Here is a 22,849-nt window from a genome sequence, read left to right as displayed (position 1 = left end):
GATGGTGTGACGCGACCCGTCGCCGTGATCACCGACACGGGGGAGCTCGATCCCGAACCCGGAGCCGGACTCCTGGACGAGGCCGGATTCGAGGTGCGCGTCGTGGGCAGCCCCGACGCGGACGCCATCGCCGCCGCCGCTCACGACGCCGACGCCGTCATCGTCGGCTACGCCCGGATCGACGGCGCTCTGCTGGACCGGATGCCCAAGGTGCGGATACTCGCCACCATGTCCGCCGGCCACGACATGATCGACATCGTCGAGGCCTCCAACCGGGGCGTGTGGGTGGCCAACCTGCCGCACTCGGCCACCGAGGACGTCGCCGTCCACGCCCTCGCCCAGGCCCTCTCGCTGACCCGGCGCCTGCCGCAGGCCGACCAGGTCGTCCGGGCGGGCGGCTGGAGCACCGACTTCGGCGAAGTGCCGCGCCGGGCGGGCGAGATGACGCTCGGGCTCCTCGGCATGGGCCGCATCGCCCGTACCCTGGCCCGTCTCGCCGCCCCGGTCTTCGGCCGGGTCGCCGCGCACGACCCGCACGCCGCGGACTGGCCCGACGCGGTCGAGCGGCTCGACCTGGACACCCTCATCGAGAACGCCGACGTCCTGTCGCTGCACATCCCCTCCACCCCGCGGACCCGCGGCATGGTGAACGCCGACCTGCTCGCACGGATGCCCCAGGGCAGCGTGCTCGTCAACGTGGCCCGCGGCGACCTCGTCGACCCCGAGGCCCTCCTCGCGGCCCTCGACACGGGGCATCTCGCGGGAGCGGCCCTCGACGTCTTCCCCGTCGAACCCCCCAACGCCACCGACCGCCTGCGCACCCACCCGCGACTGCTGCTCTCGCCGCACAGTGCCTTCCTCACCGACGCCTCACTGCGCGCCTACGCGACAGAGCCTGCCCGCAACGTCATCGCCTGGTGGACCACCGGGCGCCCCCACACGCCCGTGACCGTCCCGGCCGGCGTGGCCGCGCCCGCCTCCGACCTCACCGCCCGCACGCCCCGTACACAAGGAGCCCCCGCGTGACCGACACCCTCACGACCCCTGCCGCAGTCGACGCCACCGCGGAGGAAGAACTGCGGCTCCGACGCGAACTGGCCGCCGTCTACCGGCTCGTGGCCCACTTCCGCATGACCGACCTGATCTTCACCCACATCTCGCAGCGACTGCCGGGCCCCGACAACCACTTCCTCATCAACCCCTACGGACTCCTCTTCGAGGAGATCACCGCCTCCAACCTGGTGAAGATCGACCTGGACGGCAACCCCGTCGAACCCACCCCGCACCCGGTCAACCCGGCCGGATTCGTGATCCACAGCGCGATCCACAAGGCCCGCCCCGACGCGCACTGCGTACTGCACACCCACACCAGGGCCGGCTGCGCCGTGGCCGCCCAGCGCGACGGGCTCCTGCCCGTCAATCAGATGTCGATGGAGTTCCACAACCGCGTCGGCTACCACGACTACGAAGGCGTCGCCCTCAACCTCGACGAGCAGCAGCGCCTGATCGCCGACCTCGGCCACCACCCGGCGCTCATCCTGCGCAACCACGGACTGCTCACCGTCGGTGAGAGCGCCGCCCAGGCGTTCCTGCGCATGTACTACCTGGAGAAGGCCTGCGAGATCCAGGTCACCGCCCAGGCCGGCGGCGCGCCGCTGGTCCTGCCTCCCGCCCAGGTCTGCGAGTACACCGCCCAGCAGCTGGCCGGCGAGGCGGACGCCGACTTCCAGGACGACATCGCCTACGACCTGGCGTGGGCGGCACTGCTGCGCCTCGTGGAGCGGATCGCTCCCGACTACAAGGACTGATCGAGGCAGGAGTGGTGGTGAGCCGGCCGGCCGGGGTGACCGTGGAGCGTCGGCCCGGCCCACCGCCGGCCATCGGGCCGCCCGACCTGGGGATTCGAAAGCAGTTCGACGGAGTTGCCGCACCCTCTCTTGTCAGGGCCATGCCCTACTCCTACAGTCTCGTTCAAACCGGGATGATGGGAGCGCTCCCATACTCCGAATGGTGGGAGCGCTCCCGCGATCGTCCTCGACTCCCGGTACCCCCCATTAGAGAGGACCACCATGAGATCGCTCCGGCATCAAGCGCGCACGGCTCGCGCCCTGAGTGCGGCGCTCCTCATGACCCTGGGCGCCTTCGCGGGGCTCGCGATCGGCGCGGGTTCCGCGCAGGCCGACACCTCGATCTGCGAGGCGTTCGGCACGACCACGATCCAGGGCCGCTACGTCGTCCAGAACAACCGGTGGGGCACCAGCGCCCCGCAGTGCATCGACGTCACCGGCACCGGCTTCCGGATCAGCCGGGCGGACGGATCGGTTCCCACCAACGGCGCGCCGAAGTCCTACCCGTCGGTCTACAACGGCTGCCACTACACGAACTGTTCGCCCGGAACCAACCTCCCCGCCCGGCTGGACAGCATCTCCAGCGCCCCGACCTCCATCTCGTACACCTATGTGGGCGATGCGACCTACGACGCCGCCTACGACATCTGGCTCGACCCGACCCCGCGGAAGGACGGTGTGAACAAGACCGAGATCATGGTCTGGTTCAACCATGTGGGGCCGGTCCAGCCGGTGGGATCCCCGGTGGGCAGCGCGGCGGTCGCCGGACGCGACTGGCAGGTGTGGTCGGGCAACAACGGTTCGAACGACGTGCTGTCCTTCGTCGCTCCCTCGGCGATCGGCGGCTGGAGCTTCGACGTGATGGACTTCGTCCGCCAGGCGATGTCCCGCGGACTGGCCCAGCCCTCCTGGTATCTGACGAGTGTTCAGGCCGGCTTCGAGCCGTGGGAGAACGGGACGGGGCTCGCCGTCGACACCTTCTCCGCGAGCGTCGACACCGCCTCGGGACCGGCCGGCCCGGGTGACCCGCAGCCGTCCGGCGCCTGCACCGTCACGTACGGCACCAATGTCTGGCCCGGCGGCTTCACGGCGAACGTCACCGTGACCAACACCGGTTCGACCGCCGTCCAGGGATGGAACCTCGCGTTCGCCCTGCCGTCGGGTCAGCGGATCACCAACGCCTGGGACGCCACGCTCTCTTCGGCCGCGGGACCGGTCACGGCATCGGGCCTCGCGTACAACTCGGGCATCCCGGCGGGTGGCAGCCGGACCTTCGGGTTCCAGGGCACCTACGGCGGATCGTTCGCCAAGCCAGGGCAGTTCAGCCTGAACGGCTCCGCCTGCACCGCCGAGTAGCAAGCCCGACGGGCTGATCGCCCGTCCGGGTGTCCCGGTGCCGGGGTCCGTCCGACTTCCTCGCCCCGCGCGGGCGGGCCCCTCCCGGCACCGGCGTCTCAGGGTCAGGGGAGCGCCGCCGTCACCGGCGTGTCAGGCGCAGGGCGACGAAGTGCCAATGTGTCTCGACCGCCTCGGGGTCCGCCGCCACACGGTCCCGCAGTCCTGTGGCGAACGCCGCCGCCAGCGCGTCGGCCTCGGCGTCGCTGCGGCCGGGCGCCAGCGAGCTGAACAAGGAGGGCTGGAAGGCGGCTTGGAAGAACGCCGTCACCTCGTCCGCGAACTCCTGGGCGTCACCGCTTTGCTCGAACCGCTCCAGCAGGTCGTCGGGGAGCGCGACGAGGGTGTGCTCCTCGACCCGGAAGACGTCCGACACGGGCCCCGTGCGCAGCGGAGCGAGGAACTCCTCCTCGGTGCGGTTCCAGGTGGGGACGGTCATCCGCGCGTACTCGTCCGGCGTGATCTCCTTCTGCCGCACCAGGTCGCCGAGCACGGCGTCGGCTGCGTCCATCAGCCCCTCGGCGCCACTCGACCCGTCGTCCGCGGACGCGCCGCCGAGGACCACGAGCTGACCGCCGGCGCGCAGCTCCCGCGCCCGCAGTTCGAGGAAGGTCTCCCAGTCCCGCCGGGACTGCGCCCGCAGCGCCTCGCGCACGTCGCCGGTCGCCCGGGAGCTGAAGATGTGGTCGGGCACGGCCCGGGGGAGCCGGGACAGCCAGTGCACGGCGATCGCGCTCCAGACCACGTGCAGCTCGGCGGGCGGGAACAGCGGCTCGTAGAAGGAGCGGGCCTCGGCGCAGGCGAAGACCTCAGGCTCGTGCGCGTAGGACTGGGGGGAGCCGGTGACGGTGGAGAACATCGCGTTGAAGTCGTTCGCCGGGATGTCGGTGTGGACCACCATGACGGGCGTGACGGCACTGGTGCGTTTGCGGATGTCCTCGACGAGAGCGCGCATGGGTTCGAGCGAGTTGGTTCCGGCGGCGGCCCCGAGATCGGCGACGCGGAACACCTCGTCGCCCTCCGGGAGCGGAACCATTTCCAGCGCCCGGTGCAGCAGGGGCATCCCGTAGTCGGCGGCGTGGTGTTGGGCCCCGGAGTGCAACGCGTACCCCTGGCCCATGGCGCCCTCGGCGGGCCGGGGAGCGACTCGTCTGCTCATGACGACCTCGCCTCGCCGGCAGTCACATCCCCCACGTCATCGTATCCACGATGGGGAGGGCGGGCGACAGCACGGAGCGGGGGCCGGACGGTGCACGACGCTGCGAGTTCTTACGCAATGCTGACGGCTCGGGAGAGCGGGTCCGACGGGCCCGGTCCGTACGGCAGCCTGGGCTCGCCCGTCATCGGGCGGCATGCCGGCACCGGCCTCGGACACGCAAGGCGCAGGATGGCGCCGCGGAGGTGGGACGGCGTCGCCGCGGAGGTCGGCGGAGCAGGGCTGCCCACACGCCGGGTCGGGCGTGGCGGGCATCGTCGCGGTGTAAGGAAAGCGGCCGCCGCGGCGCCGGTGCCCCGGTCGCCGGACCGGGGCACCGGAGGGCCGCGCGAGCCCCGGACACCGGAGAGCCCTGCGCGACCCGCTCGCGCGGACCGGAACCCGTGGTCCCGACAGTGCGGGCCGGGGCGACCGGCCGCCGGCGGGCATGCTTGCGCGATCTTGACGTCTCCGAGGCAGTCGGCCTGGCCGTCCGGTCCTACAATCGTGCTCGCATGCGTGTGCGGGGGTGCGCGAGACAGCGGAGGAGACACGGTGGGAGCGGGGGACAACAGCCCGATACGGAACGTGATGTGGCTCTTGATCGCAGTGGTCGCTCTCGCCGGAGGGGTGGGGATGGCCCTGCAGATCCGCGGAGCGCTGGAGCGGGAACGGGAGTTCCGTGCCGCGCCTGCCTGCACCTCCGTGCCGGTACACGCGTCGGGATGCCTGTGGAAGCAGAAGTTCACCGTTCGGACGGCCGACATGCACCGTGGCAAACGTGTCGCACCGGAGGCGCAGTTGGTGCTGCCTTCCGGCAAGCCGTGGCACGTGACCTTCGGGCGGACCGAACCAGTGGTGTCGGAGATGAAACCGGGCGACAAGGTCGTCGGCCTCATCTGGCACGGTCAGGTAGTCGAGGTACGGGACGCGGCCGGACGGCGGCAGCAGACGTCCGAAGGGCCCGTGGGGTGGCCCGAAGACCGCCTCGGCGGTGCGCTCGCCTGTTTCGCGTTCGGCCTGACCGCCCTGGTCGGAGCGGTGTGGGGCCTCTTCGCGCGGGACGACAAGCGTCAGGCGACAGCGGCGAGGATCGTGCGGTGGCACGGTGTGGGCATGGGCGGCGCAGCCATCCTGACGCTCTGGGCCCAGGCGGCCAACGACTGGCCCATGTGGGCGATTCCGGTGATCTGGGGGTCGGTCGCCCTGCTCCTCTGCGTCTCCATGCTGGCCTTCGCGATCGGTGCGGTCCGCGGCGACCTGGACGACGAGACTCCGTCCTCCCCGGGACCGTCGTCACCGCCCCCGCCCCCACCACCGGCCTTGCCTGTGGGCGGACCGGGCGGGCCACGGGCGTCGCGCTGATCGGCTTCGGCCTCGCGGTCGCCACCGCCGTCCACTGACCGCGTACCGAGTCGGACGCCGTCACGGCGCGTTCCGGCCGCGGGGTCACGTGCCGGCGTTCGACTCGTGACCGTTCCTCGGCCTGGACGGGCGTTCGCGCACGGCCCGACAGGCACGTCCCCAGTTGGTGATCATGTACCAGCCCGAGCAGAGGCTCAGGAGCGCACAGCTGACGAAGGTCTTACGGTCGTCGCTGAGAGCCGTCCGGTAGACGGCGTAAGCGGTGAAGCAGGTGAGGAGGCCGGCGAGCAGGGTCCAGAAGGCGATTCTCATGGCGGCTCCCAGGATCACGCGGCGAGGAGCCAACGTAGCTTCGGCATTCGCTTTGCGGGCCCTTTGGTCTTTGTTGGCGAAATCCTGGCCTGGCGTGGCCACTTGAGACGTGGGAATGATCCGCGACCTGCCGCGCCAGGCGTCTTGACCGCACCCCTGTCCGACGACGTCACGGGACGACGGTGCGCCTCCTCGTCAGGACGCGGACCTCGTGGGCGAAGCGCTGGACGTGGCGTTCTTCGGCGGTGCGGAGCGCAGACCGAACTGGGCCGCTTCGAGAGTCCCTGTTCCCGTGCCCGCGGCGTGGAGGTCGGCGAGGGAGAGGGTGAGATCGTTGCGAGCGCCGTAGCGGGTGTACCAGATCTCGTCGATGCCGAGCTTCTTGAGGGCGGTCCTCTGCGCCTGGGTGGGATCGGTGACGTACTGCCGGGCGACGATGAGCTGATCGGTGTCGGTGAAGGTGAAGTCGGCCTGGTCCTTGCCGTTCCGGTAGGTCCAGTGGACCGTGCTGAAGTAGTCGTCGGGGTAGGCGGAGTCGGGGTGCGCCACGGGGTCGGACTCCTGGGCCGTGACCGTCTGCGGGTCGAAGGCGCCGACCAGGCGCTCGCCGGACTTGGTGTCGTCGACGAGGAAGACGGGGACGACGGCGGAACCGTACTCCTTGCGGAGATGGAGATCGGCGCCGATCACCGCGTACGGGCCGACGGTTCCACGGCCCCAGCGCCAGTGCTCGACGGAGTAGGGGAAGGGCCGGTTGCCCCAATTGTGGTCGTGGTAGCCGAGCCCGGTGAACGACCGCTTCTCTCCGTTGACGGTGACCGTGCCGGTGGCGGTCCCGGAGGGCACCACGCACAGCCAGCCGAAGTAGTCGTCCGTGTCGCCGAAGTAGATGATGCCCGTGCCGGGGCGGAAGGGGGCCACCGTACTGGTCAGGGTCAGGTCGACGCCCACGTCGCCCGACTTGCCCTTCATGTGGTACGTCTTCTGGTCGCCGGTGAAGGTGAACGGGCCCAGGTGCACGTTGCAGTGGTCCTTCGAGCTGCTGAACTCGTCCCACCCGTAGGTGTGGACTCCTCCGTGGCTGGTGCCGTCGGGGTCGGTGACGATGACGCTGGACTTGGGTTTGCGGCCGGCCTCGCCCGGCTCGGGTACGAAGCCGTCGTCGACGCGGGTGCTGAGGGTGAAGGACACGACGGTTCCGTCGTCTCCGGTGAAGTCGGAGTACCACCACTCGAAGACGTTCGGGTCGTCGTTGTCCGCGGAGGTGCGGAAACCGTCCTCCCAGTTCTGGACGCTGTCGCGCTTGAGTCCTGAACGTGCGAAGTCGGCATCGGTGTGTCCGTATCCGTTGGACGTCAGCACACCTTCCGGCCCGGTGCCGCTCGGTGTGGCCGCCGCGGCCTGCGTCTGCCGGTCACGGGTGCACGCCGACGCGGCCAGACCCGGCACGGCAGCGAGCGCCCCCGCGGTCGCCGCCCTCGCCAGGAAGGTGCGACGGGACGGACGGGCGGTCTCATGAGCCATGGGATCTTCCTCGCATTCCGGCGCACGCGGCGCTGTCGTACAGGCCGCTCCCCGGCACGCTCTCGACCGACGGCCTGCCTTCAGTCGACGCCGCCGGGGAGGCGCGGGCATCCAGGGGGGACCCGAACGGGTGAGGGCCGTCGCCGAACCCGCGGCATGCGAGGAAGCCGCTCTTCGCGCCGCGGGTGACGAGCGGCCTCAGGGCGACGGGAGCGCGTCGTGGTGGCCGACCGTGATGTGGCGTTCGCGACCCGGTGTCTCGAGTTCGTCGACCACGGCGACGGCGAGGTCCTCGGCGCTGATCCACGACCGGCCGTCGGCGCCGGTGAGCAGGGTGTCGATGCCCCGTCGGTAGCGGCCGGTCCTCTCACCGGGTTCGAGCAGGGCCGGCGGGCTCAAGTACACCCAGTCGCCCGTGTCATGGGCCTCGCAGACCCGCAGTTGAGCGATGCCGGCCACGGCGACGGCCCTGAACTCGGCCGGCACATGGGCGGTGTTGTCGGCGACCGGAAGCTCACGGTCGCCGGGGCTGCGCAACGCACCGGCCCCGCCGACCACGAGGACGCGAATCCCCAGCTCCGCGGCGATGTCCAGCACCATCCGGGTGGTGCCGACCAGGAACTCCTGGTCGACCGGGTCGGTCCGCACCGCCAGCACAAGGGCGTCCGGCGCACCCTTCGAGGAGGAGCCCGCAAGGACCTCGCGGACGGCGTGCGCGTCGCTCGCGTCGACCGCGATCGCCGTCACGTTCACGGACTGACGCGCCGGCCCACGCGCCGACTCACGCGCCTGCTCACGCGCCTGCTCACGCGCCGACTCACGCGCCGACTCAGGCACAGGCTTCCGGGACAGGGCGAGCACCTGGTGTCCTCGTGCGCCGGCCTCGGCGGTCACCCGGCTGCCGACCATTCCGGTGGCACCGAGCACCGCGATCGTCATCCGTGTCCCCGTCGGATCCGCCCGCACCGCACTCGTGGCCACCGAACCGTCCCTCACTGAACTCGCCGACACCGAACTCTCCTTCACCGAACCTGTCTTCACCGAACCTGTCTTCATCGAATCCGTCCTCCTCCGGTCCGGCCCTCATCGCGATTCCGGCTCTCATCGCGGTTCCGGTTGTCGTCCTGATTCCGGTTCTCGTCCCGAATCCGGCCTTGTGCTCGGATCCGCTGCTCTCCCTTGTGCGGGCCCGGGGATGCGTGGCGCGTGACGCGGCCGTACGGGACGTTCAGGCCCGGGGGATCGAGCTGTGCGGCGAGCATCGCGGCCAGGGCGAGGACGAAGCCGAAGGCCTGCGGCAGGCTGAGCGATTCACCGGACACGGTCCCTATGACGGTCGCGACCAGCGGTGACAGCAGCACCAGCGGTGCGGACGCACCGACCGGCAGCTTCCCGATCCCGCGGAACCACAGTGCGTACGCGATCAGCCCACCCATGCTGCCGAGCCACAGGTAGCCGCCGGCCGCCCCGGCGTCGATCCGCTCCGGTACGCCCTCGATCGCGAAGGTGAGGGGAAGGAGCAGCAGCCCGCCGGCCGTCAGTTGCCAGCCGGCCAGGGCCAGCGGACCGACCCCGGTGGGACGGCCCCACCGCTTGGTCAGGACGACCCCGCCGGCCATGGTGGCCGTACCGCTGAGCCCGGCGAGCACCCCGACGACGTCCAGCCCCGCCTCAGGGCCGAGCACGACGAGCCCGACGCCCACGACCCCGAGCACCCCCCAGGTCAGTCGCCAGACCGTCGGCCGGTCGTGCAGCACCGCGACGGCCAGCCCGGCGACCAGCAGCGGCTGGGTGGCGCTGAGCGTGGCGGCGACACCGCCGGGGAGCCGTTCGGCCGCCAGGAACAGGAGCGGGAACAGGGCACCGATGTTGAGCGCGCCGAGAACGGTGGCCTTCCACCACCAGTCCCCGCGCGGCAGCACGCGGGTGATCGCCAGCGCGACCAGTCCCGCGGGCAGGGCGCGCATCAGCCCGGCGAACAGCGGATGCCCGGGCGGCAGCAGTTCCGTGGTCACGACGTACGTGGTGCCCCAGGACGCGGGGGCGAGCGCGGTCAGTGCGACGGTGGCCGCCCGCCCCGCGTACGCGGTGTGCGGAGGGCCCACTGACGGCCGGGTGGATGGATGCATGGGGGGAAGTCTCGACGGCACTTGTCATGAGTCCAAAGCATGCTTGTCATCCCAGCCATGAACCACAACGATGGTTGCGTGGATCTCCAGCAGATGCGATACGTCGTCGCCGTGGCCGAAACCCGCAACTTCACGCGCGCCGCGGAGCGTTGCTCCGTGGTCCAGTCGTCCTTGAGTCACCGGATCGCCGGCCTGGAACGGGAGCTCGGGGTCAAGCTGTTCGCCCGCTCCAGCCGACGCGTCGAACCGACCAGCGCGGGCGCCGCGTTCGTCGTCCGCGCCCGTGAATGCCTGGCCGCCGCGGACCGCGCGGTCGCCGACGCGGCCGCCGCGACCGGCGTGGTACGGGGGCGGCTGGCGGTCGGCGTCATCGTGACCGCGGCCGCCGTCGACGTACCCGAACTGCTTCAGCGGTACCGCGCCCAGCACCCGGACGTCCACGTCGCCCTGCGCTCCGGACGCAGCGACGAACTGGTGGCGGCGATCCGCAAGGGCGAACTGGACATCGCCTTCCTCGGCCTGCCGGAGGACGAGCGGCCGTCAGGTGTGGAAGCCCTTGTCCTAGACCACGACGAACACGTACTCGTGGTCCCCGCCGGGCACCGGCTCGCGGGAGCCGCCCGGGTCACACTGCCGGAGATCGCCGGGGAGACGTTCGTGGACTTCGTGGCCGGGACACCCGCCCGCGCCCAGTCCGACCAGGCGTTCGCCGCGGCGGGCCTGGTCCGCGAAGTCGCCTACGAAGCGGGCGTCGTCGAACTGATCACCCGGCTGATAGCGCGCGGACTGGGCATGGCGCTGCTGCCGTCGGCCTTCATCCGGCCACTCGCCGCCGACAACCCCGAACTTGCGCTGGTCCCGGTGGTCGACGGACCGCACCGCATCGAGTATCTGGCGTGGAGCCGGTTCAACCCCAGCCCGGCCACCCGGGCGATGCTCGACGTCCTCGGCGTCGGAGCGCGGCCGGCGGCGTCCTGACCAGTGTCCGGACACACAACGGCACGCCTGTCGCGTACGGGTGGGGCGTTCGACGCCCAGTGTTCCGGGCCGCCGAACTCGCCGTCCAGGAAGGGCGGTTGGCCTAGGAGTTGTCGTCAAATGTCACGCCCACATCAGGAGCGATGCGAGGGTGACGGCTGCCTGGTATGACTCGGCGGTCTTGTCGTAGCGGGTCGCGATGCCGCGCCACTGTTTGAGTCGGTTGAAGCAGCGTTCCACGACGTTGCGACGCTTGTAGAGCTGCTTGTCGAAGGCCGGCGGGCGCCCGCCACGGCTGCCGCGCTTGAGCCTGTTGCGGACCTGGTCGGCCCGCTCGGGGATCGTGTGGGCGATGCCGTGCCGCCTGAGCCAGGTGCGGATGGCCCGGGAGCTGTAGCCCTTGTCGCCCAGGACATGGGCGGGTCGCACGCGGGGTCGTCCCGGGCCGATGCGGGGCACCCGGATCGCTTCCATCACGGCGGTGAACTGGGTGCAGTCGTTGGTGTTGCCGCCTGTGAGGGTGAAAGCGAGCGGGCGGCCGACGCTGTCGCAGGCGAGGTGGATTTTGCTGGTCAGGCCGCCGCGGGAGCGTCCGAGGGCGGGGCTGCGGAGCCCCCTTTTCGAGCTCCGGCGGCGTGCTGGTGGGCGCGGACGACGGTCGAGTCGACCGACACCAGCCAATCGATGTCCCCGGCCGCGTCGGCCCGCGCCTGGGCGCTACGGAGCATCCGCTCGAAGGTGCCGTCCGCCGCCCACCGCCGGAAACGGGTGTGCAGCGTGGCCCACGGCCCGTACCGCTCGGGCACATCACGCCAGGCCGTCCCGGTACGGAACTTCCACACGATCCCGTTGAGGACCCGTCGGTCGTCCAACCGCTTCCGCCCCCGCAAGGATGCAGGCAGCAGCGGCCGGACGAACTCCCACTCAGCATCGGACAGTTCATGGCGGCGTATCACCCAACCATGATCCACCATCCAAGATCATTTGAAGACACGTCCTAGGCGGCGCGGCGCGCTGCCGCGGACCTGTCCATCGTCAGCAGAGCCGTGTTCGCCAGGACCACCAGGGCGAACGTGACGGCCCAGACCTGCCCTCGGACCACCCAGAGCGCTGCGGTCGCCGAGCCGAACACCATGGCCTTGACCAACAGTACGGCGGTCGCAGGCACCTTGAAGCGTGCCCGAGGGGCGGCGAACATTCCCCAGAGCAGCGCAGCCGCGCCGGGAGCGGCGACAGCCGGCAGGATCCGCCAGATCTCGCCCGTGCTCCGCCATCCCCACCATGCGAGAGCCCCGAGCGCCAGAAGCTCAAGCAGGAAAGCAAGTCCTTCGTTCACCACGCGCAGGGAAACGGGAAGGGTCACCGACTGCCCACCTTCGTCAGGGAATGAGGGCGTCATTAGAACAGATATGCGCACGTTCCGTCCGGCCCTGTCCGAAGCCGACGGCGCCAGCCGGTGCGACCCGGATCGTGGCGACGGCACGGGGGCCGTCAACTGCCGGACAGCTTGCCCTCCAGCCAGTCGAAGACGACCTCGCAGTGCTGCTGCGGGGCCATCGGGGAGCAGTGCAACTGCGCACCGGTGGCGGCGGTCAGCTTCACGTAGTCCTTGGGTGCCGTCAGCTTCTCGAACATTCGGCGCGGCTGGCCGGGATAGAACTGCTCGTCCTCGTAGTCGAGGACCAGCGTGGGCGTCGTGATGCGGGCGACGACGTCGGTGATGTCGAGCGACTCGATGAGCTTGGCCGGGGTGTAGAAGTCCGTGAACATCCTGCCCGCGCGGGCGTCGAGCATCGCCGGTACGGAGAAGGGCTCCATGCGCTTCTTCAACGTCGCGGCATCCGACGGCGACAGCGCGGGGACGACGTCCTTGTTCCAGGTGTTGTTGGTCTTCGCCTTGTCAGGCGTGAGGATCTCCCGGATCTCGGAGGGAAAGCCCAGCCAGGGCGTGAGGACTCCGGGCATCGCGACCAGGGCGGCGATCCTCTTCTCGAAGGCGGCGGCCCGCGGCGCCAGATCACCGGCCATGCTCAGCCCGGTGAGGGCGATCTTGCTCGCCTCCACGTCCGGGCGGGCCGTCAGCCAGTCGACGAGCGGGGTCACCACCGTCTCCCAGCGCGGTGTGAACACCACGCGGTCCTCGAAGAGCAGCTGTCCCTGACCGGGCCCGTCGTACACCAGCGCGTTCCAGTCCCGCTCCAGCGCGGCGGCGACACCGTAGGTCCACATGTCGACGTTCTGCCCGTCGCTGCCGTTGGTGAGGATCACGGTTGGGCGCCGTTCGCCGGATGCGTCCGGCCGGAAGAACCACACCGGTAGCGGGGTCCTTCCGTACGGGACGTTCGCTGTCACCGGTGCCGGGTCGGACAGCCTGCAGAACGTGTCCCAGGCCTTGCGCCCGGCCCGGTACAGCTGTTCCTCGCTGCCGGGATCGTCGGAGCCGAGGATGAAGAACAGTGCCTGACCGTAGTACTGGGAGGCCCGCAGGGCGCGGAAGCGGGTGGTCTCCCTTCCCGGCTTGCCGCCCTGGGGTGCCTTCATCAGCTGATCGCCGAGTTTCCTGAAGGCCTGCGTGTAGGACTGCGCCGAGAGGACCGACTTGTTGATCGTGTTCACGGCCGTCAGCACCTCGCCCACCTCGGCGGCACCGTAGCCGGAGGCGCCGAGCGCGAGGAGCCCGTTGAAATTGAACGAGGGGTCCTTGAAGAGGGTCATCGCGCCGGGCGTGGGGCCGACCGTCAGGACGGCGGGGGCCGATCCGGTGCGGTCGGGAGTGGGTGCGGAGGCGAGCGACGTTCCCGACGAGGTGCAGCCGGCGGCCGTCAGCGCGGCCCCCGCCCCGCCGACGATCCCGGCCAGAGCGGTACGGCGGGTGGGGCCGGATGCGCGATCACTCGACAGGTAGGTCACGGCAGTCGAAGCTACGAGCCGATTCCGCCGACCTCGCTCCGCGACATGCGCCGTTCCCTCGAACGTCGCAGCGTAGGTGCGCCGCCTGCCGCGGGGGCGGACCTGCCGCCCCCGCGGTGTTGATCAGCAGTACAGGTTGGCGCCCGCGGAGGTGCCCAGGATCTGCACGAACCGCTGGTAGGCGTCCACCCGGCTCTGCACCTGCGCCGGGTTCTTGCCGTCGCACTCCAGGGAGCCGTTGATGCTGCGGATCGTCTGCCCGAAGCCGGCGCTGTTGACCATCGCGTTGTGCGGCGTCATCGTGCCGGGGCCCGACTGCGTGTTCCAGTACCAGAGCCCGGTCTTCCAGGCGACGGAGGCGTCCGTCTGCACGAGGTTGGGGTTGTGGAGAAGGTCGATGCCCAGGGCGTCGCCCGCGGCCTTGTAGTTGAAGTTCCAGCTGAGCTGGATGGGGCCGCGTCCGTAGTAGGCGGACTGGCCCGCGGGGCAGCCGTAGGGCTGGCTCCAGTCGCAGTAGTGCGGGTAGTTGGCGGTGTTCTGCTCCACCACGTACACCAACCCGCCGGTCTCGTGGCTGACGTTGGCGAGGAAGGCCGCGGCCTCCTGCTTCTTGACCGTGTCGCTGCCGGTGTTGGCGAAGCCGGGGTACGAACTCAGGGCGGCCTTGAGGCCGCTGTAGGTGTAGAACGAATTCCGGTTCGGGAACATCTGGTTGAACTGCGCTTCGCTGACGACGAAGCCGTCGGACGGGTTCGTGGGGCCGCTGTCGCAGGCGTAGGGCTCCCAGTACCAGGTGCTGATGGTGGGGTCGTATCCCGGGTTGTCGTGCTCGGCTATGTAGGCCTTGCCGTCGGTGTACCGGACGATGTTGCCGGTGACGTACGACTTGCCGGCCACCCAGTTCGGGTAGCTGGAACAGGACGCGGCGGAAGCGCCTGCGGCCGGCAGCAGCACCGGCGCGGCGGTTCCGACAACGAGGGCGGCCATGAGCGCGGAGAGGCGTCGCTTCGACACGGAATCAGATCCTTTGCGGCCAGGCCGCACCGGACGCAAGGCAGAGCCTTGTGCGCACGTGCCGAAGGACCGGTCACGGCGTCCGGGGCGGCCGCGGTGGGGGGTGTGGAGCCACACTCAACCGCTTTGGTCTGTACCAGTCAAGGGTGTAGACCAGTCAGATCTGACAACGTTGGCAGGGAACTGCCGTGAGCTGGGCGGGTGTTGACGAAGTCGCACATGTGCCGCGGACGTTGCCGTGGCGACACCGAAGGCCAAGGCGCGGTGGGACCGGCTTCGGCAGCTCCGCCGCCGACATACACGACAGTTCCCCGCCAGACGGTTGGACCGCTGAACTTCGGGGTCGATCGACATGAAAGCGGTCACGATCACGGCGGGGCACGGCTTTGCTGCCGAGGACTGCGAGAACGAGCGCTGGAACCCGCAGTGTGCTCAGTGGCGAGTCGAGTTCCGCAGAGGCGAGTCGGGCGAGCCTCGACCTGCCGTGAGTTGCTACTTCATCGAAGGCGTGGTCCGGCGCCAGGGGTAGTCCGCCCCTGGTACAGGTGTGCGCCGGGGCCGGGACGCAGTCGGAGGGGCGGGCGTCAAGCGGAGCGGGCGGGCGTCACGCTGCCCGGGACGTGGTCGTCGGCACCTGCGTGTCCAAGGCGTCCTCACCGTACAGGTGCCGGACCCAGTCGGTCCGGTAGACGGTCTCCAGGTACCGCTCACCCAGATCGGGGGCGATGGCCACCGCGGTCAGCTTCCGCCCCTCCTGCCGGGCGAGCCACTCCGTCGCGCCACTGACCACCGTGCCGGTGGAACCCCCGAACAGGAAACCGCGCCCGGCCAGTCGGTGACAGGCCCGGATGGTGTCGGGCTCCGACACGTGCACCACGTCGTCGACGAAGGACTCGTCGAGCAGTTCGGGGCGCCGGCTCGTGCCCAGGCCCGGGATCAGCCGCCGGGCCGGGGTGTCTCCGAAGGTCACCGAGCCGACGCTGTCGACGGCCACGATGCGCACGGGCCGGTGCCACTCGCGGAAGTAGCGCGCGCAGCCCATCAGCGTGCCGGTCGTTCCGGCCCCGACGAACAGCACGTCCAGGTCGGGGAACTGCCGGGCGATGGCGGGGGCGGTCCGGCGGTAGTGGGCCAGACCGTTGGCGGGATTGACGTACTGGTTGAGCCAGACGTGGCGTTCGTCGGAGGCGCACAGCGCGCGCACGTGGTCGATGCGGGCGCCGAGAAAGCCGGTGACGGGGTCGGGCTCGGTGATGACATGGACCTCTGCCCCCAGCGCCTCCATCGTCAGCCTGGTCGACAGGTTGCAGCGGGAGTCGGTCACGCAGAGGAACCGGTAGCCCTTGCTGGCCGCGATCATGCTCAGCGCCACGCCGAGATTGCCCGAGGAGGACTCGACCAGGACGGAGTCCGGCGTCAGCAGACCGTCGCGTTCGGCGGCCTCGACCATTTCGGTGGCGGCCTTGAGTTTGATCGAGCCGGCGAAGTTGAAGCCCTCGCACTTGAGGAACAGCGGGTGCCCGACCAGTCCCTCAAGATCGACGTAGAGGTCGTCCTCGTTGAAATCCTGGGGAACGGATATGACGGGCATGGTCATCTCCTCGGCTGTGGGGGGAGCCCCCTCCTGGCCATTGATTGCGCCTCGGCCGGCGAAGAATCCGGTGGCGAGTTTCGGCTCAGTGGGGCCCCTCCAGTACGCCTGAGCGCGGCCCTCCGGTCATGTCACAGAAATTCGGGGCTTGACGTCCGACTCGTCCAGGCGTAGGGAAACCGACTGGTCACCGGTGAAACGCGGAGGGGGACGCCGTTCGGGCGGCTGGAGCCCGTGCCCGAAGCCGCGTCGGCATCCATGCGGCGGGATTCACCTCATTCGACGACGGGCGCCTCTCGGTGGAGAAGCCCCTGCCTGTGGTGTGCGGCGGCGATTGGGCACCGCGTGCACGGAGAATCGCGCCGCGTGTACGGAGCGTAGGGCATGTGCAAAAAATGGCGGCCGAATACCTCGCAATATCAAGGTCAATATTTCCTGTCAAGATCCGACATTCAGGGGCGGGACAGAAATGGCCTGGCCGGGCCTACTGGAAAGGCGGGCGTGACGAATTCGCGCCAACCGATCGGCATTCGCCGAAACATCCCCAGGGAGCTCATGTGTCAGGGAAATCCGTCGAGGTCTTGACGGCCGATCCGGCCGGTGTCGCGACCGTCCAGGGCAGAGGGGACACCGGCCCGGTCGCCGCCACCGCGGGGCTGTTGGCCGAGGTGCTCGCGGGCGTCCTGCGCGTCGAGCAGGTGCCGGCCGACAGCCACTTCTTCCACGACCTGGGAGCCGACTCCCTGGTCATGGCCCAGTTCTGCGCACGGGTCCGGAAACGGGCGGACCTGCCGACGGTGTCGATGAAGGACATCTACCGGCACCCCACCCTCCGGAGCCTGGCCGGCGCGTCGGCCGACATCACGCCTGCGCCCGTCCCTGCCCCGGTCCCACCCGCACAGACGTCACCCGCGGATCCCGCGCAGACGTCACCCGCGGATCCGGCACACGCGTCGCCCGTGGATACGGTGACGTCGGCCACGGATACCGAGGCGCCGACACCGCCGCGGACGCCGACCGCCGCCCCCGCGCTGCCCGAGACGAGGGGAGCGGCCGCCACACGGCGCTATGTCCTCTGCGGAGCACTCCAGTTCCTGTTCTTCCTGGGCCACTCCTGCCTCGCCGCGCTCGTCGCCGCGGAGGGATACGAGTGGATCTCCGCGGGGTCGGGTCTGCCCGACATCTATCTGCGGTCGGTGCTCTTCGCCGTGCTGACCTTCCTGGGCCTGTGCGCCGTCCCGATCGCGGCCAAATGGACGCTCGTCGGCCGTTGGCGATCCGGCGCATTCCCCCTGTGGGGCACCGCCTATCTGCGCTTCTGGATCGTCAAGACCCTGATCCGCACCAGCCCCCTGCGCCTCTTCGTCGGCTCGCCGCTCTACGTGCTCTACCTCAGGGCCCTCGGCGCGCGCATCGGCAAGGGCGTCACGATCCTCACCCGGTCGACACCCGTCTGCACCGACCTGCTCACCGTCGGGGACGGCACCGTCGTCCGCAAGGACGTGCTCCTGTCCTGCTACCGCGCTCACGCCGGCGTGATCCAGACCGGCCCGGTCAGCCTCGGCAGCGACGTGCTCGTCAGCGAGCACACCGTGCTCGACATCGAGACCTCGATGGGCGACGGCACTCAGCTGGGCCACGCCTCCTCCCTGCACTCCGGCCAGGTCGTGCCCCCCGGTGAGCGTTGGCACGGTTCGCCCGCGCAGCCCACCGACGTGGACTACCGGACGGTCGATCCCGCCGACCGCCCCGCGACGAAGAGGACCACCTACGGAGTCGTGCAGCTCCTGACTCTGCTGACGGTGTACCTGCCCCTCGCGCTCGGCGGCCTGAGCCTCCTGTTCGCCGGCGCCCCGCAACTGCGTGAACTCCTCGCCGCTCAGCAAGTCGGCTTCACCAGCCCGGAGTTCTACACCTACGCCCTGGCCGTGTCCCTGATCGTGTTCTTCAGCTCCCTGCTGGCCGGCCTCGTCGCCGTGGGCATCGTGCCGCGCCTGCTCAACCGTGCCATCAGGCCGGGCACGGTCTATCCGTTGTACGGATTCCACTACGGCATCCAGCGGGCGATCGAGCTGATCACCAACAGGAAGCTCTTCACCACGCTCTTCGGCGACAGTTCCGCCATCGTCCACTACCTGCGCTACCTCGGATACGACCTCTCCCACGTGGAGCAGACCGGGTCGAACTTCGGCACCGAAGTGCGGCACGACAACCCCTATCTGAGCTCCGTCGGCACCGGCACCATGATCGCCGACGGGCTGTCGATCATGAACGTCGATCTGTCGAACACGTCCTTCCGCGTGTCCCGCACATCCATCGGACCCCGCAACTTCCTCGGAAACCGCATCACCTACCCGTCGCAGGGCAGGACCGGCGACAACTGTCTGCTCGCCACGAAGGTCATGGTCCCCATCGACGGACCGGTCCGCGAAGGCGTGGGCCTGCTGGGCTCGCCCAGCTTCGAGATCCCGCGCACGGTGGTGCGGGACAACCAGTTCGGCCACCTGCAGACCGGCGACGAGCTGCGCCGCCGCCTGGCCGCCAAGAACAGGCACAACGCCGCTACCGCCGGCCTGTATCTGCTGGCGCGTTTCCTGCACTTCTTCGTGATCACGCTCATCACCATGGGTGCGGCCGACCTCTACCCCGTGCTCGGTGCGCCGGTCGTCGGGCTGGCCGGCGTCGTCATCCTCGCGTTCACCGTCGTCCACTTCGCTCTGATCGAACGGGCTTCCACCGGATTCAAGGACCAGAAGCCGCTGTACTGCTCGATCTACGAGCCCTCCTTCTGGCGCCATGAACGCTTCTGGAAGATGGCCTCGGTCCACTACATCGAAGCCTTCAACGGCACCCCCTTCAAGAACGTGATCTGGCGGCTGCTGGGTGCCCGGATCGGCAAGCGGGTCTTCGACGACGGCTGTTTCTTCCCGGAGCGCACCCTCGTCACCGTCGGCGACGACAGCACGCTGAACGCCGGGACCGTGATCCAGTGCCACTCGCAGGAGGACGGCGCCTTCAAGTCCGATCGCAGCGCCCTCGGCAGCGGCTGCACCTTGGGGGTCGGAGCCTTCGTCCACTACGGCGTGAGCGTCGACGACGGCGCCGTACTCGCTCCCGACTCCTTCCTCATGAAGGGCGAGGAAGTCCCAGCCCACGCTCGGTGGGGAGGCAATCCGGCCCGGGAGATGCCAGACGGCCACCCCCGTCCCGAGGGCCGCCGACGAGCCGATACCCCCCATGCCATCCCGGGCCGCGGCGTCTGAACCCGCCCCCGCCGTAACCGAACTGACGGAGACTCCGATGACAACGCAGGTGAACCGCACCCAGGCCGACCGCGACTACTGGCGCAGGGTTCTGACGTCCGGCAACCTCACCCCCCTGCCTCGCGGGGCCCTCGAGCCGCGGACCGGAGTGGGGGAGTACGAGACACCGGTACCCGACGCCACCATGAGCGGACTGCGGAAGCTGGCGAGCGATTCGGCGGTGCCGCTCAGCGCGCTCCTGCTGGCAGCGCACGCCAAGGTGCTCACGGCACTGTCCGGTGAGCGGGAGATCACCACCGGCTATGTGGCCGCGGGAAGCGGTCCGGTGCCTTGCCGGCTCACCGCCGGTCTCGCGAGCTGGCGCGAACTGCTGCACCACGCCCAGGACATCGTCGCGGACGTGCTGTCCCACCAGCAGGACGCAGCCGAGTGCCTCGATGCTCTGCGGGACGAACTGGGCCTGACCGGAACGCTGTTCGAGACCATTCTCGATCCGACCGCGATCGACGGCGACCTCACCGAGGGCACCGTCCTGCGGGTGGGGGTCGGCCACCACGACGGTGGCCACGTCCTGCGTCTGCGCTACCGCACCGACGCGCTCGACGCCGCCTGCGCCGCCCGCATCGCCGGCTATCACCTGACCGCGCTCGCGCTTCTGGTCGCCGACCCCGACGCCCGACACGCACACCAGTGCCTGCTGTCCGGCCAGGAACTGCGCTACCAGCTCGACGGACTGGCAGGACCGGAGCGGGAGTTGCCCGATGCGGCGGTGCACGAGCTGTTCGAGCAGCGGGTGCGCGAGCATCCGGATGCCGTCGCAGCCGTGCACGGCGACCGTCAGTGGACCTACCTGGAGCTCAACACGCGCGCGAACCGGCTGGCACGCGCCCTGCTGGCCCGCGGACTGACCCGGGAAGGCGTCGTCGCGGTGGTGACCGAACGCAACCTGGACTGGCTCGCCGCGGTGATCGCCGTCTTCAAGGCCGGAGGCGTCTACCTTCCGGTCGAGCCGCACTTCCCCGCCGAACGCATCGCCGCCATGCTCTCCCGCGCCGAATGCCGCCTCGTGCTGACCGAACCCGGAAGCACCACCATGCTCGACCGGGCACTCGACACCTTGCCCGGGGCCGAGCGGGTCCTCGTTGCCACCGCTTACGAAGAGGACCACGGCGACAACGATCCAGGCCTCCCCGTACGGCCCGACCAACTCGCCTACATCTACTTCACCTCCGGCTCGACCGGCGAGCCGAAAGGCGCGATGTGCGAACACGCGGGCATGCTCAACCACCTCTACGCCAAGATCGACGACCTCGAGATCGGCGAAGGGCAGGTGGTGGCCCAGACCGCACCGCAGTGTTTCGACATCTCCCTGTGGCAGTTGATCTCGGCGCTGCTCGTCGGCGGCCGGACCCTGCTGGTCGAACAGGACGCCGTTCTCGACGTCCCCCGCTTCCTCGACACCGTCGCCGGCGGCGAGGTCACCGTCCTCCAGGTCGTACCGTCCTACCTCGAAGCGGTTCTGACCGAGCTCGAACAGCGCCCCCGTACGCTGCCCGGCCTTCGGTACGTGTCGGTCACCGGAGAGGCGTTGAAGCAGGATCTCGCCGCACGCTGGTTCACCGCCCAGCCCGGCATCGCACTGGTCAACGCGTACGGGCTCACCGAGACCTCGGACGACACGAACCACGAGGTCATGCGTGAGGCGCCGGACCGCATCCTGCTCGGTCCCCCGGTGAACAACGTACGCGTCCACATCGTCGACGAACACCTGATTCCGGTGCCGCTGGGCGCCCCGGGCCTGATCGCGTTCTCCGGGGTCTGTGTCGGCCGCGGCTACATCAACGACCCCGAACGCACCCGGGCGGCCTACCTCGCCGACCCGTATCGTGCGGACACCCGGCTCTACCTCGGCGGCGACCACGGCCGCTGGCACCCTTCGGGGAAGCTGGAGTTCCTCGGCCGCCGCGACGCCCAGGTCAAGATCCGCGGATTCCGGATCGAGATCGGCGAGATCGAGAACGCACTGCTCCGCGTCCCCGGCGTGCGCGACGGCGCGGTGGTGGTGACCGAACGCGCCGACCGGAGCACGCACTTGGTCGCCTTCTACTCCGGCCCGAAGCCCCTCGACACCAGGACCGTGGTCGACCGGATGGGCGACTCGCTGCCCGCCTACATGGTCCCCTCGGCCTTTCACTGGTGCCAGGCCCTTCCCCTGACACCCAACAGCAAGATCGACAAGAAGGCGCTCGTGGCGCTCGCCGCGGACCTCGCCGCCATCGACGAGGACCGGGAGTCACCTGCCACACCGACCGAGCGGCGGCTGGCGGCAGCCTGGGCCGAGGTCCTGCGCGTCCCGCGCGAGCGGATCGGACGCCGCGACCACTTCTTCGACCGCGGCGGCACCTCCCTCTCCGCGGTGAAGCTGGCCATCGCCCTGGACCGCGTGGTGTCCCACAAGGACGTCACCGCAGACCCCGTCCTCACGGACCTCGCCGCCGTGGTGGACGAGCGCAGCACACGCCGGGCATCCGAAGCCGTGGCCTCGGCCTGATCAGGCTGCGGTGCCCGGGAGTCCGTGACCGCGTCCGACTCGCCGCCGTCCGCTGGTGAACCTCTCCGGCGGCAACGCCCGACGGAACCGGAGCCGTGCGCGCGACGTCTGTCCGGCTACAAGATCGCCGGCAGGACGAGGAGCATTCGATGAGCGGCACGGCCACCCGGTACCTCTACCTCGTCCGTCACGGCGAGGCGGCCTCGGAGGAGAGCGGGCTGACGGAAGCGGGCCGCAAACAGGCCACCCTGCTCGGCCGGCGGCTGCGCGACGTTCCGCTCGCCGCGGTTCATCATGGCCCCCTGGCGCGGGCGGAGGAGACGGCACGGCTCATCGGCGACGAGCTGAGCGACGTCCCGCTCCATTCCTCCGAGATCGCCGGCGACTACGTCCCCTACATGCCCGGCAGGGACGAACTCCCGCCGGATCACGCCGACTTCTTCCTCCGTTTCCTCGAAGGTGCCACCGCCGAGGAGCGTGAGCGTGGGCCTGTTCTGGCTCGTCAGGCGCTCGACCGGTTCACCGGGCCGGTGGACGGCGACGAGCCCCGGCACGAACTGGTCGTGACCCACAACTTCCTCGTCGCCTGGCTCGTGAGGGAGGCCATGTATGCGCCCAAGTGGCGCTGGCTCGGCCTCAACCACGCCAACGCCGCCCTGACCGTCATCCGCTACGCGGCGGACCGGCCCGCCTCCCTGCTCGTCTCCAACGACATGCGTCATCTGCCCGCCGAGCTCAGGTGGACCGGTTTCCCCGCCGAGTCGCACGTCTGACG

The 22,849-nt window shown here is 70.0% G+C and carries 17 protein-coding genes and 1 pseudogene; 8 read left to right on the top strand and 10 right to left on the bottom strand.

What is annotated here, in order from left to right; genetic code table 11:
- Positions 1 to 6: 6 nt before the first annotated feature.
- The 3 genes from ACSYGO_RS02395 to ACSYGO_RS02385 all read left to right on the top strand — a co-directional run bounded on the left by ACSYGO_RS02395 (position 7) and on the right by ACSYGO_RS02385 (position 3,203).
- Positions 7 to 1,026 (top strand): C-terminal binding protein, encoded by a 1,020-nt coding sequence (locus ACSYGO_RS02395; RefSeq protein WP_460385623.1) that lies wholly within the window; start codon positions 7 to 9, stop codon positions 1,024 to 1,026.
- On the top strand, positions 1,023 to 1,808 hold the full coding sequence (locus tag ACSYGO_RS02390; RefSeq protein WP_460385622.1) for a class II aldolase/adducin family protein: 786 nt from the start codon (positions 1,023 to 1,025) through the stop codon (positions 1,806 to 1,808). Before ACSYGO_RS02395 ends, ACSYGO_RS02390 begins: the two co-directional genes overlap by 4 nt.
- Before the next feature lie 261 nt (positions 1,809 to 2,069).
- Positions 2,070 to 3,203, top strand: a complete 1,134-nt coding sequence (locus ACSYGO_RS02385) for a GH12 family glycosyl hydrolase domain-containing protein (protein ID WP_460385621.1) — start codon at positions 2,070 to 2,072, stop codon at positions 3,201 to 3,203.
- Positions 3,204 to 3,324: 121 nt separating this feature from the next.
- On the opposite strand, the gene ACSYGO_RS02380 is transcribed toward ACSYGO_RS02385, so the two are convergent.
- Positions 3,325 to 4,401, bottom strand: a complete 1,077-nt coding sequence (locus ACSYGO_RS02380) for a class I SAM-dependent methyltransferase (protein ID WP_426681376.1) — start codon at positions 4,399 to 4,401, stop codon at positions 3,325 to 3,327.
- Between the two features lie 672 nt (positions 4,402 to 5,073).
- Here ACSYGO_RS02380 and ACSYGO_RS02375 point away from each other — a divergent pair.
- A complete protein-coding gene (locus tag ACSYGO_RS02375; protein ID WP_426681375.1) occupies positions 5,074 to 5,802 on the top strand; it encodes a hypothetical protein in 729 nt (242 codons plus the stop codon).
- 84 nt (positions 5,803 to 5,886) lie between these two features.
- On the opposite strand, the gene ACSYGO_RS02370 is transcribed toward ACSYGO_RS02375, so the two are convergent.
- The 4 genes from ACSYGO_RS02370 to ACSYGO_RS02355 form a co-directional block, all read right to left on the bottom strand.
- The gene (locus tag ACSYGO_RS02370) at positions 5,887 to 6,114 is read right to left on the bottom strand and encodes a hypothetical protein (RefSeq protein ID WP_426681374.1); all 228 of its coding nucleotides are present in this window, start codon (positions 6,112 to 6,114) and stop codon (positions 5,887 to 5,889) included.
- Between the two features lie 195 nt (positions 6,115 to 6,309).
- Positions 6,310 to 7,638 (bottom strand): hypothetical protein, encoded by a 1,329-nt coding sequence (locus tag ACSYGO_RS02365; protein WP_460385620.1) that lies wholly within the window; start codon positions 7,636 to 7,638, stop codon positions 6,310 to 6,312.
- 198 nt (positions 7,639 to 7,836) lie between these two features.
- Positions 7,837 to 8,577, bottom strand: coding sequence for an NAD(P)-dependent oxidoreductase (locus ACSYGO_RS02360; RefSeq protein ID WP_460389663.1), 741 nt, complete (start codon positions 8,575 to 8,577; stop codon positions 7,837 to 7,839).
- A 113-nt stretch (positions 8,578 to 8,690) separates the two neighbouring features.
- Complete coding sequence (locus ACSYGO_RS02355) at positions 8,691 to 9,767, bottom strand: EamA family transporter (RefSeq protein WP_460385619.1); 1,077 nt, start codon at positions 9,765 to 9,767, stop codon at positions 8,691 to 8,693.
- Between the two features lie 78 nt (positions 9,768 to 9,845).
- Between ACSYGO_RS02355 and ACSYGO_RS02350 the strand changes: the two genes are divergently transcribed.
- The gene (locus tag ACSYGO_RS02350) at positions 9,846 to 10,745 is read left to right on the top strand and encodes a LysR family transcriptional regulator (protein ID WP_426681396.1); all 900 of its coding nucleotides are present in this window, start codon (positions 9,846 to 9,848) and stop codon (positions 10,743 to 10,745) included.
- 123 nt (positions 10,746 to 10,868) lie between these two features.
- On the opposite strand, the pseudogene ACSYGO_RS02345 reads toward ACSYGO_RS02350, so the two are convergent.
- From ACSYGO_RS02345 to sbnA, 5 genes and pseudogenes are all read right to left on the bottom strand, one after another.
- Positions 10,869 to 11,719, bottom strand: a pseudogene (locus ACSYGO_RS02345) (IS5 family transposase).
- 23 nt (positions 11,720 to 11,742) lie between these two features.
- On the bottom strand, positions 11,743 to 12,108 hold the full coding sequence (locus ACSYGO_RS02340) for a YrdB family protein (RefSeq protein WP_432176838.1): 366 nt from the start codon (positions 12,106 to 12,108) through the stop codon (positions 11,743 to 11,745).
- A 128-nt stretch (positions 12,109 to 12,236) separates the two neighbouring features.
- Positions 12,237 to 13,655, bottom strand: coding sequence for an alpha/beta hydrolase family protein (locus ACSYGO_RS02335; RefSeq protein ID WP_460385618.1), 1,419 nt, complete (start codon positions 13,653 to 13,655; stop codon positions 12,237 to 12,239).
- Between the two features lie 123 nt (positions 13,656 to 13,778).
- The gene (locus ACSYGO_RS02330) at positions 13,779 to 14,669 is read right to left on the bottom strand and encodes a glycoside hydrolase family 19 protein (RefSeq protein ID WP_426681368.1); all 891 of its coding nucleotides are present in this window, start codon (positions 14,667 to 14,669) and stop codon (positions 13,779 to 13,781) included.
- 604 nt (positions 14,670 to 15,273) lie between these two features.
- A complete protein-coding gene (gene sbnA / locus ACSYGO_RS02325; RefSeq protein WP_426681367.1) occupies positions 15,274 to 16,260 on the bottom strand; it encodes a 2,3-diaminopropionate biosynthesis protein SbnA in 987 nt (328 codons plus the stop codon).
- A gap of 557 nt (positions 16,261 to 16,817) precedes the next feature.
- On the opposite strand from sbnA, the gene ACSYGO_RS02320 reads away from it, so the two are divergent.
- The 3 genes from ACSYGO_RS02320 (at position 16,818) to ACSYGO_RS02310 (ending at position 22,847) form a co-directional block, all read left to right on the top strand.
- Positions 16,818 to 19,523: a Pls/PosA family non-ribosomal peptide synthetase gene (locus ACSYGO_RS02320; protein WP_460385616.1), complete on the top strand. Its 2,706-nt coding sequence runs from the start codon at positions 16,818 to 16,820 to the stop codon at positions 19,521 to 19,523.
- Positions 19,524 to 19,560: 37 nt separating this feature from the next.
- On the top strand, positions 19,561 to 22,074 hold the full coding sequence (locus tag ACSYGO_RS02315) for a non-ribosomal peptide synthetase (RefSeq protein ID WP_460385615.1): 2,514 nt from the start codon (positions 19,561 to 19,563) through the stop codon (positions 22,072 to 22,074).
- Between the two features lie 149 nt (positions 22,075 to 22,223).
- Positions 22,224 to 22,847: a histidine phosphatase family protein gene (locus ACSYGO_RS02310; RefSeq protein WP_426681364.1), complete on the top strand. Its 624-nt coding sequence runs from the start codon at positions 22,224 to 22,226 to the stop codon at positions 22,845 to 22,847.
- Positions 22,848 to 22,849: the final 2 nt, after the last annotated feature.

The organism is Streptomyces krungchingensis, assembly GCF_054729265.1.
The sequence above is the reverse complement of the archived record's forward strand: the minus strand, read 5'-3'. Positions and strand labels throughout refer to the sequence as shown.